Below are 13,315 nucleotides of genomic sequence, written 5' to 3' on the forward strand. Positions count from 1 at the left end.
CGACACCCGCTGACGGTGCGGCCTGAACCTATTCCGATGTCCTGAGACACGCCATTCCTATGTCCTGGAACCACACACCATCGGGGGTACTCGTCACACAAGGCCTGCGTCTTTGCCAAGACGCGGGCCGTCGTGCTTTCGGTGTGGACTCAGTCACCCGCCGGTGCGGTCGACCCGGCCAGTGGCATCGCCGGTAGGCCCAGCTTGCGGTGGTCCCAGGACCGGGCGCGGCGTGTGACGATCCGCACAGCCACCCGGTTGTTCATCATGGCGTCGACGCCCGGTTTCATCTCGTCGGTGTAGGGGCCGGTGTAGCGCTCCCAGACGCTGACGCCCACCCGGAAGAGCGTGTCGGGGTCGTCGACGATCTCCGCGACACCCTCGAAGGACACCCCGCGCAGCGTGTCGTAGGTCTGGCCGGCCTCGAGCAGGAAGCTGACGCGCGGGTCGCGCCGCAGGTTGACCGCCTTCTGCGACTTGGCCTTGGTCTCCAGCCAGATCTCGCCGTCGAGTACCGCGTACCACATCGCCGTCAGATGCGGTTGTCCGTCGGGGCCGATCGTGGCCAGCGTCCCGGTGCGGTGGGTGGTGACGAAGTCGGCGATCTCGGCGTCGGTCATAACGATCTGTGCGCGTTGCTTGGTTCCCATGTCAGCAGTCTGGCAGGTGGTCACCAAGACCCGGCGAGCAGACGCGAAAGCACCTGATCTCGGCATGAGACGGGGGCGTTCACTGGGGGGGCGCCTCCCGCTTGCGGGGACTGTCCGGCATCAGAGCAGGGCGGTGAGCGCGTCGGCGGCTGCCAGCAGGTCAGTGGCCCAGCGCGCCCCGGGACGTCGTCCCATCCGGTCGATGGGGCCGGACACCGAGATGGCCGCCACCACCGCGCCGCGCCGGTCGCGCACCGCCGCCGAGACACTGGCCACACCCGGTTCGCGCTCGGCGATGCTCTGCGCCCAGCCTCGCCGGCGCACCTCCGACAGGGTGCGGCTGGTGAACTTCGCCTGCGCCAGCACTTCCTGCTGCAGCGCCGGATCGGCGAAGGCCAGCAGCACCTTGGCGCCCGAACCGGCCGTCATCGGCAGCCGGGCGCCGACCGGAACCGTGTCACGCAGCCCCGCAGGGGGTTCCAGTGCCGCCACGCAGACCCGCGAGGACCCCTCGCGACGATATAGCTGCGCACTCTCGCCGGTGATCTCCCGCAGGCGTGGCAGCACCGCCGCACCGGCCGCCCGCAGCGGATCGTCGGCGCGGGCCGCCAGTTCGCTGACCGCCGGACCGATCTGCCAGCGCCCGTCGTCGTCGCGGCCGAGCAGCCGGTGGGCCTCCAGCCCGGCGGCCAGCCGGTGTGCCGTCGCGCGGGGCAACCCAGTGCGCTCACACAGTTCGGCCAGGCCACAGGGTGATTCGGCGACTGTGTGGAGCACGACCAGGGCTTTGTCAAGAACGCCGATGCCGCTATGCTGTCCCATATACAGATACTAGCGTCTCATATTGTGAGACACCGCAGATTTGGGGAATGGCAGTGATGTCCAAGACGCAGCAGCCTCGCACCCTGGCCGAAAAGGTCTGGGCCGACCATGTCGTGGTCTCCGGAGGCGGGACCGAACCCGACTTGATCTACATCGACCTGCACCTCGTGCACGAGGTCACCAGTCCGCAGGCGTTCGAAGGCCTGCGCCTGGCCGGCCGTGGTGTCCGGCGCCCGGATCTGACCATCGCCACCGAGGACCACAACGTGCCGACGATCGACATCGACAAGCCGATCGCCGATCCCGTATCGCGCACCCAGGTTGAGACGCTGCGGCACAACTGCGCCGAGTTCGGCATCCGGTTGCACCCGATGGGCGACATCGAACAGGGAATCGTGCACATCATCGGACCGCAATTGGGTCTCACCCAGCCGGGCACGACCGTGGTCTGCGGCGACAGTCACACCTCCACCCACGGCGCATTCGGTGCGCTGGCGATGGGTATCGGCACCTCGGAGGTCGAGCACGTGCTGGCCACCCAGACGTTGCCGCTGCGGCCCTTCAAGACGATGGCCGTCAACGTCGAGGGTGTGCTGGCCGAAGGGGTGACGGCCAAGGACATCATCCTGGCGGTGATCGCCCAGATCGGCACCGGCGGTGGCCAGGGCTATGTCATCGAATACCGGGGCAGCGCCATCGAGGCGTTGTCGATGGAGGCTCGGATGACGATCTGCAATATGAGCATTGAGGCCGGTGCCCGAGCTGGCATGGTCGCTCCCGATGACACCACGTATGACTATCTGCGGGGCCGGCCGCACGCACCGGCCGGTGCGGACTGGGATGCCGCCGTCGCCCACTGGGACAGCCTGCGCACCGATCCGGGCGCGAAATTCGACGCCGAGGTGTTCCTGGATGCGGCCGCGCTGACCCCGTTCGTCACCTGGGGGACCAACCCCGGCCAGGGCGTGCCGCTGGGCGCGGCGGTGCCCGACCCGGAGACGATCAGCGACGAGGCCCAGCGGCGGGCCGCGGAGAAGGCGTTGGCCTACATGGACCTTCGCCCGGGGACGCCGATGCGGGACATCGCGGTCGACACGGTATTCGTCGGGTCGTGCACCAACGGCCGCATCGAGGATCTGCGCGCGGTGGCCGACGTGCTGCGCGGCCGGCGGGTCGCCGACGGCGTGCGGATGCTCGTCGTGCCGGGATCGATGCGGGTGCGAAACCAGGCCGAAGCCGAAGGCCTCGCCGAGGTTTTCACCGCCGCGGGTGCGGAATGGCGCCAACCCGGGTGCTCGATGTGTCTGGGAATGAACCCCGACCAGCTTTCACCGGGCCAGCGGTGCGCGTCGACCTCCAACCGCAATTTCGAGGGCCGACAGGGCAAGGGCGGACGGACCCACCTGGTCTCTCCGGCCGTCGCCGCCGCCACCGCCGTGCGCGGGACGTTGTCGGCGCCCGCCGACTTGAACTGACCGCCACGGTATTTAAAGGAGTTTACTCATGGAAGCCTTTCGCACCCACACTGGAATCGGCGTCCCGCTGCGGCGGTCCAATGTCGACACCGACCAGATCATTCCCGCGGTCTATTTGAAGCGCATCACCCGGACGGGATTCGAGGACGGCCTGTTCGCCACCTGGCGCACCGATCCGTCGTTCATCTTGAATCTCAAGCCGTTCGACCAGGGTTCGGTGCTGGTGGCGGGGCCGGATTTCGGCACTGGATCGTCGCGGGAACACGCGGTGTGGGCCCTACTCGACTACGGGTTCCGGGTGGTGATCTCTTCACGCTTCGCCGACATCTTCCGTGGCAATGCCGGCAAGGCGGGGTTGCTGGCGGCCCAGGTGGCCCAAGGCGACGTGGAACTGCTCTGGAAACTCATCGAGGCCAGCCCGGGGCTGGAAATCACTGTCAATCTTCAAGATCGGAATATCACCGCCGGAACGGCGGTGGTGGCGTTCACTATTGACGACTACACCGCTTGGCGACTGTCCGAAGGGCTTGACGATATAGGCCTTACGCTGCGGAAACTGGACGAGATCGCCGCCTTCGAGGCGGACCGCCCGAGTTGGAAACCGCGCACCGTTCCGGCTTCCTGACGGCAGGTACCGGCGCCTAATTCCGGTCGATCGCGCGGTCTGGTCAGCACCCAAGGGCAGTAACCGGATTGCGGAATTCGCCGATAATCTCATCTGAAATTGCGCGTGGCTCTTGGATATCAGTGGTATCAGGGTTTACCGTGTGCTCTAGTCGGCTCAAGTAGGGCCACTGGTCTCGGAGGGATTGGATGAACAAAGCAGAGCTCATCGAGGTGCTCACAAAGGAATTGGACACCGACCGCCGGTCGGCGACCGACGCCGTCGAGCACTTCGTCAATGCCATTGTGCGCGCCGTCCACAAGGGCGAGAGCGTCACCATCACCGGGTTCGGCGTGTTCGAGCGCCGTCGGCGCGCCGCGCGCGTGGCCCGCAATCCCCGCACGGGTGAGACGGTCAAGGTAAAGCCGACTTCGGTCCCCGCATTCCGCCCGGGCGCGCAGTTCAAGGCGATTGTTTCTGGTGCGCAGCGTGTCCCGGCCGAGGGGCTCGCGGTCAAGCGTGGCGCCGGCGCCGGCACCACGGCGGCGAAGAAGGCTGCGAAGAAGTCGCCGGCCAAGAAGGCCACCAAGGCCGCGGCCAAGAAGACCGCGGCGAAGAAGGCCACCCCGGCGGCCGCGAAGAAGACCGCGGCCAAGAAGGCTCCGGCCAAGAAGACCGCAGCCAAGAAGGCTCCGGCCAAGAAGGCGACCGCGAAGAAGACCGCAGCCAAGAAGGCTCCGGCCAAGAAGGCGGCAACCAAGGCGCCGGCCAAGAAGGCGACCGCCAAGAAGACCGCAGCCAAGAAGGCTCCGGCCAAGAAGGTGACCGCCAAGAAGACCGCGGCCAAGAAGGCCCCGGCCCGCAAGGCGACCAAGGCCACAGCACGAAAAGGCCGTAAGTAACCACGAATAAGCCGAGCGCCGCGGGTCAGTCCCGCGGCGCTCGGTTGTTCACACCAGCACTTGGGTCGCCAGCGGACTGCCCATGTGGTCCGCGGCGATCAGTCGCCCGTCCGCCAGCGACAGCACCCAGGTACTGCCCTTGCGGTTGCGCGACTTGTCGGGGCTCACGCCGTTGCGGGCACACCACCAGGCGATCAGGTCCGGAATCACCTTGCCCTGCGTACAGATAACCGGTGTGCCGCCCAGTCGGGCGATCTCCAGCACCCTGCGGCGGGCTTTCTTGGGCGCAGTGGAGTAAGCCTCTTCGGTCAGCGTCGGCTCGTTGTGCACGACCACGCCCAGTTCGGCTGCCAGCGGTTCGACGGTCTGATGACAGCGGACCCGGTCGGCCGCGTATACGTCGGTAGCGCCGAAGGCCAGCAACAGCTCAGTCAGCGCCTCGGCCTGCGCGCGGCCGTTCTTGTCCAACGGCCGCAGGGTGTCATCGCCGGAGAACCGGGACCGGCGCCCGGCCGTGCCGTGCCGCACGATCAACACCGTGCGGGTGTCGGCGGGAGCCTTGGCGAACCGCCGCAATATCTTCCGATCGTAGGGATAGTGCAGTTCCTTGAGTGCCGCGCCGACCGGTAGCCAGACCAGGTCGTCGACCTCGTGGTTGGGCACGAAATCACCGCCCAGCGCCCGCGCACTCCAATAGCGCACCTTCTTGACGCCCTGGCTGACCGGGTAGCTCACCGAGCCCAGTCGACGCCCGAGTTCGGCACGCTGGCCAGTCTCCTCGAGGATCTCCCGCACCGCTGTCACCGGTTCGGTCTCCCCGGGATCGACTTTGCCTTTGGGCAGTGACCAGTCGTCATAGCGGGGCCGGTGAATGAGCGCCACCTCGACGGTCTTACGCCGAGTGCGCCACAGCACCCCGCCTGCGGCGTGGACGGTTCTGTCCGGCGGCACCGAGCCGTTCGACGAGGACTTTGGGGGCACGTTCACTCCTGCAGCTGGATTCGGGCGTCATCGACGAAGGTCGATGGCGGTTGCCGGCGGTCTCGGTTCAGGGATTGCGGTGTCGTTCCATCAGGGACACCTGGTGGTCGCGCACCGTCGCACCGTCCTGCGGTGCCGCGGTCCACTGGCCGTCGGGCCCGAGTTCCCAGCAGCGGGTGGCCGGGTCCATCGCCGAATCGAACATGTCGCTCAATTGCGCGCATAATCGCGGATCTTTCACCTGCACCATCACTTCGACCCGCCGGTCCAGGTTGCGGTGCATCATGTCGGCGCTGCCGATCCAGAATTCGTTGATGGCACTGCATTCGATGACGCGCGAGTGCTCCAGGAAACGGCCCAGAATCGACCGAACGACGATGTTTTCGGAGAAGCCTTCGACACCCGGACGCAGTGCGCAGATCCCGCGCACCACCAACTGGACCTGCACACCGGCGCGCGAGGCGCGGTAGAGCGCATCGATCACCTGCTCGTCGACCAAGGAGTTGAGCTTCAGCCGGATCCTGCCCTGGCCGCCTTCACGGTGCGCGGCGACCTCGCGTTCGATGCGTTCGATGATGCCGGCCCGCACGCCGTGCGGGGCCACCAATAGGTTGCGGTAGGTGTCCTTGCGCGAATAACCGGTCAGCGAGTTGAACAGGTCGGTGAGGTCGGCCCCGATGTCCGGGTCGGCGGTCAACAGCCCGATGTCCTCGTAAAGCCGTGCGGTCTTGCTGTTGTAGTTGCCGGTGCCGATATGGCAGTACCGCCGGATCGCCGAACCCTCACGGCGCACCACCAAGGAGACCTTGCAGTGCGTCTTCAGTCCGATCAGGCCGTACACCACGTGGACGCCGGCCTGTTCCAGCTTGCGGGCCCATTTGATGTTGGCCTGCTCGTCGAACCGGGCTTTGATCTCGACCAGCGCCACCACCTGTTTTCCGGCCTCGGCGGCGTCGATCAAGGCGGTGACGATCGGCGAATCACCCGAGGTGCGGTACAGCGTCTGTTTGATCGCCAGCACACCCGGGTCGGCGGCGGCTTGTTCGACGAACCGCTGGACGCTGGTGGCGAATGAGTCGTAGGGGTGGTGCACCAAGACATCACCCTCACGCAGGGTGGCGAAAATGCTTTTGGGAGTTTCACGTTCGGCGAATGCCGGGTGGGTGGCCGGGACGAAGGTACGGTCCTTGAGGTCCGGACGGTCCTGCCGGTACACCTGCCACAACGATGACAAATCCAGCAGCCCGGGCACCTCGATGACATCGCCGGGATTCACGTCGAGCTCCCGCAGCAGCAGCTCGAGCATGTTCTCGGTCATGTCGTCGGCGACCTCGAGGCGCACCGGTGATCCGAATCGGCGTCGCGCCAACTCGCGTTCCAACGCCTGCAGCAGATCCTCGTCGCGGTCCTCTTCGACTTCGAAATCGGCGTTGCGGGTGATGCGGAAGGCGTGATGCTCGACGATCTCCATGCCGGGGAACAGCACCGGCAGGAACGCCGCGATCAACTCTTCCATCGGCAGGAAACGGATCTCACCGCGGCCCTCGCCGCCCTTGGCGCCGGTGTCGAGTTCGACGAACCGGTCGACGTTGTCGGGAACCTTCACCCGGGCGAAATGGCTCCCGCCGTCCTCGGGGCGCTTGACCGTGACCGCCAGGTTCAGACTGAGGCCACTGACGAACGGGAACGGGTGCGCCGGGTCGACCGCCAACGGCGTCAGCACCGGGAACACCTGCTCTTGGAAGTACTCCGACAACTGCTCGCGTTCGTCCGGTTGCAGGTCGGCCCAGGTCACGATGTGGATGCCTTCGTCGGCGAGCGCCGGTCGCACCGACTCGAGGAACACCCGGGCGTGACGGGTGGCGATCTGCTGGGTCTGCTCGCCGATCCGGCGCAGTTGCTCGCGTGGTGTCAGCCCGTCAGCCGAACGCACCGACAGCCCCATCTCGTCGCGGCGTTTGAGCCCGGCGACCCGGACCATGTAGAACTCGTCGAGGTTGGAGGCGAAGATCGCCAAAAACTTGGCCCGCTCCAGCAACGGCAGCGAGGTGTCGGCGGCCAGTGCCAGCACCCGCGCGTTGAAGTCCAGCCAGCTCAGCTCCCGGTTCAGGTAGCGGTGCGCGGGCAGCTCGTCGCCGGGTTCGGTCGGCGGGACCGCGGTGGCGGCCGGCGGGGCGCTCGGCGTGGCGTCATTGGGGCGCCAGTCCGTTTCGTCGGTGCGCGGCTCGGTGCGTTGGCCGACCTCGGTTTCATCCACTACGAGATCATTACTCATCGCGGGTGGCACTGCCACCGGTCTTGGCCTGCGCGAGTGCGCGCGCCGTCGCCGGACCGACCCCCAGCCGCCGTGCCACCGCCAGGTCTTCGGGGGTGTCGATGTCGCAGCGCAAGCCCGGCCAGACTCCGGTCAGCTCCAATGCGCCGGATTGTCGATGCCGCGTCGACGAATCCCGGCCGAACCGCGGCTCCAGGGCGGTGCCGAACGCGAACAGTGCAGCGGTGCCCATGCCGTGCCGGTCGGCGACGAAGCTGCGCGGATGGGCGCGGGCTGCGGCGATCGCCTCGTCGAGCTCGTAGGACTGCAATGCCGGCAGATCGCCCTGCAACGCAACGATATTGCGCACCGAGTCGGCCACCGCGCGTTCGGCAGCGGCCAGCGCGTTGTTCAGCGGGTCCCCGTGTCCGTCCGGCGTCGGATCCGCCAGCACCGCTGCGCCCAGCTCGGCCGCGGCCGCCGCAGCGGCCGCGTCGGGGGTGACCACGGTGATGTGCTGCACGCCTTGGACCGCCGACGCCGCGGTGATGGTGTCGACCAGCATCGCCAGCACGACGGTCTCTCGCAGCGGTGCCGGAAACGCCGGCGCCAGCCTGGTCTTGGCCACGCTGAGCCGCTTGACGGCGATGATCAGGCCGATCCCGGATTCCTCGGCCATGGCGTTCACAACCGACATCCTGCCAGCGCCGGGTTCGCCGACCGACGCATCGTGGTCGCGACAGCCGGCGGTGGACCGGTTTCCCGGCTGCGCCCCGCTAGGGTGAACCCCCTACAGGGAGGTGGTGTGAAGGTGGTCGGGACCGAGGGCACTGTGGCAGTGATGGGAGCCGGGGCGTGGGGCACGGCACTGGCCAAGGTGCTCGCCGACGCGGGCAGCCAGGTCAGGCTGTGGGCGCGCCGCTCCGACATCGCCGCCCAGATCAACGAGACCCGCCGCAACCCGGACTATCTGCCGGGTTTCACCGTCCCGGAGGCGGTCCGCGCCACGACCGACGCCGCCGAGGCGCTGGACGGCCTGACCACGGTGGTGCTCGCCGTGCCGGCGCAGACCATGCGGGCCAACCTCGAGGCGTGGACGCCGCAGCTGACCGACGGTGCGACCCTGGTCAGCGTCGCCAAGGGCATCGAACTGGGCACCCTGATGCGGATGAGCCAGGTGGTCGCCGCGGTGACCGGGGTAGACCCCGGGCAGGTCGCGGTGGTGTCCGGCCCCAACCTGGCCGCCGAGATCGCCGCCGAGCAGCCGGCCGCGACGGTGGTCGCCTGCACCGACTCGGGGCGCGCCGTGGCGCTGCAGCGAATGCTCAACACCGGCTACTTTCGCCCGTACACCAACGCCGATGTGATCGGCACCGAGATCGGCGGCGCCTGCAAGAACGTCATCGCCCTGGCCTGCGGGATGGCCGCCGGGGTGGGGCTGGGCGAGAACACCGCCGCGGCGATCATCACCCGCGGGCTGGCCGAGATCATCCGGCTGGGTGTGGCGCTGGGCGCCAAAGGTGCCACGCTGGCCGGCCTGGCCGGAGTCGGCGACCTGGTGGCCACCTGCACATCGCCGCGGTCACGCAACCGGTCGTTCGGTGAGCGGCTCGGCCAGGGCGAGGCCATGCCGCCGCTCCCGGGGCCGGCGGGTCTGGCGGGTACCACCGATGGTCACGTCGTCGAAGGTGTGACGTCGTGCCAGTCGGTGCTGGCGCTGGCGTCGAGCTACGACGTGGAGATGCCGCTGACCGAGGCCGTTCACCGCGTTTGCCACACCGGTCTGTCGGTGAACGAGGCGGTGGCGCTGCTGCTGGGGCGACGCACCAAACCGGAGTGAGTCCGGCGTTGCCGTACCCTCTGGCGTGTGAATTCCCACGCACGCACCCGAGTGGCCGTCGTGTTCGGCGGCCGCAGCAGCGAGCACGCGATCTCCTGCGTGTCGGCGGGCAGCATCCTGCGCAACCTGGATCCGCAGCGTTTCGAGGTCATCGCCGTGGGGATCACGCCGGAAGGGTCGTGGGTGCTCACCAGCGGCGACCCGGACGCCTGGGCGATCAGCGGCCGGCAACTGCCCGCGGTGAGCAAGGCGTCCGGCGCCGAACTGACGCTGCCCGCTGATCCGCAGCGAAGCGGCCAGCTGGTCGCGTTGTCCGGCGGGGCGCCCACCGAACTGCTGGCGTCGGTGGACGTGGTGTTCCCGGTGCTGCATGGCCCCTACGGCGAGGACGGCACCGTGCAGGGGCTGCTGGAGCTGGCCGGGGTGCCCTATGTCGGTGCCGGGGTGCTGGCCAGCGCCGCCGGGATGGACAAGGAGTTCACCAAGAAGCTGCTGGCGGCCGATGGGCTGCCGATCGGTCCGTACGCGGTGTTGCGGGCCCACCAGGCGACGCTGTCGATCGAGGACCGCGAGCGCCTGGGGCTGCCGTTATTCGTCAAACCCGCGCGCGGCGGATCGTCGATCGGGGTCAGCCGGGTGAGCTCACATGACGAGCTTCCCGCCGCCATCGCCGAGGCCCGCCGACACGACCCGAAGGTCATCGTCGAGGCGGCCATCGTCGGCCGCGAGCTCGAGTGCGGCGTGCTCGAATTCCCCGATGGCACCGTGGCGGCCAGCACGGTGGGGGAGATCCGGGTGGTGCGCGGCTGCGCCGAGCGTGACGACTCCTTCTATGACTTCGCCACCAAGTACCTCGATGACGCCGCCGAACTCGACGTGCCCGCAAAGATCGACGACGAGGTCGCGGACACGGTGCGGCAGTTGGCGATTCGTGCGTTCGCCGCGCTGGACTGCCAGGGGCTGGCGCGGGTGGACTTCTTTCACACCGACGCCGGTCCGGTGATCAACGAGATCAACACCATGCCCGGGTTCACCACGATCTCGATGTACCCGCGGATGTGGGAGGCCAGCGGTGTCGACTACCCGACGCTGCTGGCGACGATGGTCGACACCGCACTGGCCCGCGGCGTCGGCCTGCGCTAGGAATCCGCGCGCGAGCGGGCGTGTCCCCGGCCGACGCGCCGCGGGCACAACCGTTTTTGCGCACGTTCGCTAGGTCGCCGGTCCCGGCCTGATCCGCACCGCCTCCAGGTGCTCGGCGATCAGATCCGACAGCTCCTGGATCGGGGTGGGCCCCGAGCCCCGGGGCAGTGTCAGCGCCAGATAGACCGGCCGGTCCACGGCGTACCAGGTGGCGCGATCGCCTTCGCGCACTTCGAACCACTGCACCTGATCGACCACTTGGATGGGCGAACCCACCACGAAGTCGGTCGGTCGGTCCAGCCCGCATCGCAGCACCACCGACCCGTCGGCGCCGGCCGTCCACGCCGCCACCCCCGTCGGCGCCGGGTCCGCGATCTCGGCTCGGTGATAATCGCCCAGCTGCTGGGGCAGCCCGTCGAGCACGGCACGGCAGGCCGCGCCGCCGGCATGCGGGGCCGGCACCGTGGCGACGCGCAGCGGCTCGTCCGGTTGACTTTCCGGCCGGTGCGCGGCCGCGACGGCCAATGCGGCCGCCACCGCGGCGACGGCGACCACCAACGCAGCGATCAGCGCGACACGCGGCGGCCCGTCGGCGTCCTCCCCGGGATCGATCAAACCCGCCCACCTATCTGTTCGCACTTACACTCCAGGCTGTGCGCGGTAACGAGCCCACGCTGGGTCAGCTTGGAGAGTTTCCCATGATCGACCGGCTGGTGGCCGGTCGGCGTCAGCCCGCCAGCACCGAGCTGGGGCCCGGCGACGACGCGGCGGTGGTGCGCTGCCCCGACGGTCGCACCGTCATCTCCACCGACATGCTGGTGCAAGGCCGGCATTTCCGGCTCGATTGGTCGAGCCCGCACGACGTCGGCCGCAAAGCGATCGCGCAGAACGCCGCCGACATCGAGGCGATGGGCGCGCGGCCCACCGCGTTCGTCGTCGGCTTCGGCGCGCCGGCGGATACCGCGGCCGCCGATGCCGCGGCGCTGGCCGACGGGATGTGGGACGAAGCCGGGCGATTGGGTGCCGGCGTGGTCGGCGGTGATCTGGTGCAGGCCGACTCCTGGGTGGTCTCGGTGACGGTGCTCGGTGAGCTGGCCGGCCGGGCGCCGGTGCTGCGCTCGGGGGCGCGACCTGGCGCGGTGGTGGCGGTGGCCGGCGGGCTGGGCCGCTCAGCGGCCGGTTATCGGCTCTGGGAGCGCGGTGTGGCCGGCCGGCAGAACTTCGATGAGCTGCGTCGTCGCCACCTCGTCCCGGAGCCGCCCTACGGGCAGGGAGCGGCGGCCGCGGACGCCGGGGCACAGGCGATGACCGACGTCTCCGACGGCTTGGTCGCCGATCTGGGCCACCTGGCCGCCGCGTCGAAGGTGACGGTCGAGGTGTCCACCGCCGCATTGGCGGCCGATCAGCAGGTGCTGGCCGCGGCCGCCACGGCACTCGGCGCGGACGCCTGGGCGTGGGTGTTGGGCGGGGGAGAGGACCATGCGCTGGTCGCCACGTTTCCCGGAACGGTTCCGGCCGGCTGGCGCGCGATCGGTCGGGTCGCCGACGGGCCGGCCCGGGTGCTGGTCGACGGGACGCCATGGGATGGGGATGCGGGCTGGCAGTCCTACCAGAGCTAGGGTGGCGCGGTGAGCGTCTACGTGATCGCCCAGCTCAGGTTCACCGACCGCGCCGCTTACGACCGGTACCAGGCGGAGTTCGCCGGTGTCTTTCGCCGCTACTCGGGAACCTTGCTGGCCGCCGATGAGTCGCCACAGGTCGTCGAGGGTCACTGGGACCGGGAGAAAGTGGTGCTGATGTCGTTTCCCGACGAGGATGCCTTCCGGCGGTGGGCCGAATCGCCGGAATACCGGCGTATTTCCAAGGATCGGCAGGCCGGCGCCGACGCGGTTGTGGTGCTGGCCAAAGGGCTGGCGTGACTCCGCGCCCACTTGCTGAACTCGTCGAGACCGGTTGGGCCGCCGCGCTGGCGCCGGTGACCGAGCACGTCGCCGCGATGGGCCAGTTCCTGCGGGAGGAGACGGCAGCCGGACATCACTACCTGCCTGCCGGGCAGAACATCTTGCGGGCGTTCACCTTTCCGTTCGACGCGGTGCGGGTGCTGATCGTCGGGCAGGATCCGTATCCGACTCCCGGTCACGCGGTGGGACTCAGCTTCTCGGTCGCCCCCGATGTGCGGCCGCTGCCGCGCAGCCTGGAGAACATCTTCACCGAATACACCGCCGACCTGGGTTATCCCCGGCCGGCCAACGGTGACCTGTCGGCGTGGGCGCAACGCGGGGTACTGCTGCTCAACAGGGTGCTCACCGTGCGGCCGGGCAATCCCGCGTCGCACCGGGGCAAGGGGTGGGAGGCGGTCACCGAATGCGCGATCCGCGCGTTGGTGGCCCGCAGTCAGCCGATGGTGGCGATCTTGTGGGGCCGCGATGCGGGGACGCTGAAACCGATGCTGGCCGACAACTGTGTCGCGATCGAGTCACCGCACCCGTCGCCGTTGTCGGCGTCGCGGGGGTTCTTCGGATCCCGGCCGTTCAGTCGCGCCAACGAACTGTTGGCACAGCTGGGAGCCGAGCCGATCGACTGGCGGCTGCCCTAGCGCCGATCAGTCGTCAGCGAGGGTGCGCGGAAACGGTGCCGACCACGG

The 13,315-nt window shown here is 68.7% G+C and carries 14 protein-coding genes; 8 read left to right on the forward strand and 6 right to left on the reverse strand.

Annotated elements, in window-relative coordinates; translation table 11 throughout:
• Positions 1-149 precede the first annotated feature (149 nt).
• Together ACAG20_RS18785 and ACAG20_RS18790 are read right to left on the reverse strand one after the other, a co-directional pair.
• The gene (locus ACAG20_RS18785; RefSeq protein ID WP_370493665.1) at positions 150-650 is read right to left on the reverse strand and encodes a pyridoxamine 5'-phosphate oxidase family protein; all 501 of its coding nucleotides are present in this window, start codon (positions 648-650) and stop codon (positions 150-152) included.
• A 120-nt stretch (positions 651-770) separates the two neighbouring features.
• Positions 771-1,472, reverse strand: coding sequence for an IclR family transcriptional regulator (locus tag ACAG20_RS18790; protein ID WP_370493666.1), 702 nt, complete (start codon positions 1,470-1,472; stop codon positions 771-773).
• A 56-nt stretch (positions 1,473-1,528) separates the two neighbouring features.
• Here ACAG20_RS18790 and leuC point away from each other — a divergent pair, with 56 nt between their 5' ends.
• The 3 genes from leuC (at position 1,529) to ACAG20_RS18805 (ending at position 4,453) form a co-directional block, all read left to right on the forward strand.
• Positions 1,529-2,947 carry a 3-isopropylmalate dehydratase large subunit gene (gene leuC, locus ACAG20_RS18795; protein ID WP_370493745.1) on the forward strand — a complete coding sequence of 473 codons (1,419 nt, stop codon included), beginning with the start codon at positions 1,529-1,531 and terminating at the stop codon, positions 2,945-2,947.
• A gap of 28 nt (positions 2,948-2,975) precedes the next feature.
• On the forward strand, positions 2,976-3,572 hold the full coding sequence (gene leuD, locus ACAG20_RS18800) for a 3-isopropylmalate dehydratase small subunit (protein ID WP_370493667.1): 597 nt from the start codon (positions 2,976-2,978) through the stop codon (positions 3,570-3,572).
• Positions 3,573-3,760: 188 nt separating this feature from the next.
• Complete coding sequence (locus ACAG20_RS18805; protein ID WP_370493668.1) at positions 3,761-4,453, forward strand: HU family DNA-binding protein; 693 nt, start codon at positions 3,761-3,763, stop codon at positions 4,451-4,453.
• A gap of 48 nt (positions 4,454-4,501) precedes the next feature.
• Here the strand turns inward: ACAG20_RS18805 and ACAG20_RS18810 are convergent, their stop codons facing one another.
• From ACAG20_RS18810 to cofC, 3 genes are all read right to left on the reverse strand, one after another.
• Entirely contained in the window at positions 4,502-5,434 is a 933-nt protein-coding gene (locus ACAG20_RS18810; protein WP_370493669.1) for an NUDIX domain-containing protein, read from the reverse strand.
• A 67-nt stretch (positions 5,435-5,501) separates the two neighbouring features.
• Complete coding sequence (locus tag ACAG20_RS18815) at positions 5,502-7,709, reverse strand: RNA degradosome polyphosphate kinase (RefSeq protein ID WP_370493670.1); 2,208 nt, start codon at positions 7,707-7,709, stop codon at positions 5,502-5,504.
• Positions 7,702-8,367 carry a 2-phospho-L-lactate guanylyltransferase gene (cofC, locus tag ACAG20_RS18820; protein ID WP_370493746.1) on the reverse strand — a complete coding sequence of 222 codons (666 nt, stop codon included), beginning with the start codon at positions 8,365-8,367 and terminating at the stop codon, positions 7,702-7,704. The genes ACAG20_RS18815 and cofC overlap by 8 nt, the downstream gene beginning before the upstream one ends.
• Before the next feature lie 162 nt (positions 8,368-8,529).
• Between cofC and ACAG20_RS18825 the strand changes: the two genes are divergently transcribed.
• Together ACAG20_RS18825 and ACAG20_RS18830 are read left to right on the forward strand one after the other, a co-directional pair.
• Positions 8,530-9,528, forward strand: a complete 999-nt coding sequence (locus tag ACAG20_RS18825) for an NAD(P)H-dependent glycerol-3-phosphate dehydrogenase (RefSeq protein ID WP_370493747.1) — start codon at positions 8,530-8,532, stop codon at positions 9,526-9,528.
• A 27-nt stretch (positions 9,529-9,555) separates the two neighbouring features.
• The gene (locus tag ACAG20_RS18830; RefSeq protein WP_370493671.1) at positions 9,556-10,671 is read left to right on the forward strand and encodes a D-alanine--D-alanine ligase family protein; all 1,116 of its coding nucleotides are present in this window, start codon (positions 9,556-9,558) and stop codon (positions 10,669-10,671) included.
• Positions 10,672-10,740: 69 nt separating this feature from the next.
• Here ACAG20_RS18830 and ACAG20_RS18835 read toward each other — a convergent pair whose 3' ends face one another.
• Positions 10,741-11,286, reverse strand: a complete 546-nt coding sequence (locus tag ACAG20_RS18835; RefSeq protein ID WP_370493672.1) for a DUF3515 domain-containing protein — start codon at positions 11,284-11,286, stop codon at positions 10,741-10,743.
• 38 nt (positions 11,287-11,324) lie between these two features.
• Between ACAG20_RS18835 and ACAG20_RS18840 the strand changes: the two genes are divergently transcribed.
• The 3 genes from ACAG20_RS18840 to ACAG20_RS18850 are packed head-to-tail and all read left to right on the forward strand — an operon-like array spanning position 11,325 to position 13,267.
• On the forward strand, positions 11,325-12,290 hold the full coding sequence (locus ACAG20_RS18840; protein ID WP_370493673.1) for a thiamine-phosphate kinase: 966 nt from the start codon (positions 11,325-11,327) through the stop codon (positions 12,288-12,290).
• Positions 12,291-12,299: 9 nt separating this feature from the next.
• Entirely contained in the window at positions 12,300-12,590 is a 291-nt protein-coding gene (locus tag ACAG20_RS18845; RefSeq protein WP_370493674.1) for a DUF1330 domain-containing protein, read from the forward strand.
• Complete coding sequence (locus tag ACAG20_RS18850) at positions 12,587-13,267, forward strand: uracil-DNA glycosylase (protein ID WP_370493675.1); 681 nt, start codon at positions 12,587-12,589, stop codon at positions 13,265-13,267. Before ACAG20_RS18845 ends, ACAG20_RS18850 begins: the two co-directional genes overlap by 4 nt.
• Positions 13,268-13,315 lie beyond the last annotated feature (48 nt).

It is taken from the genome of Mycobacterium sp. pW045 (assembly GCF_041287085.1).
In the GTDB taxonomy this organism is placed as follows: Bacteria; Actinomycetota; Actinomycetes; order Mycobacteriales; family Mycobacteriaceae; genus Mycobacterium; species Mycobacterium algericum_A.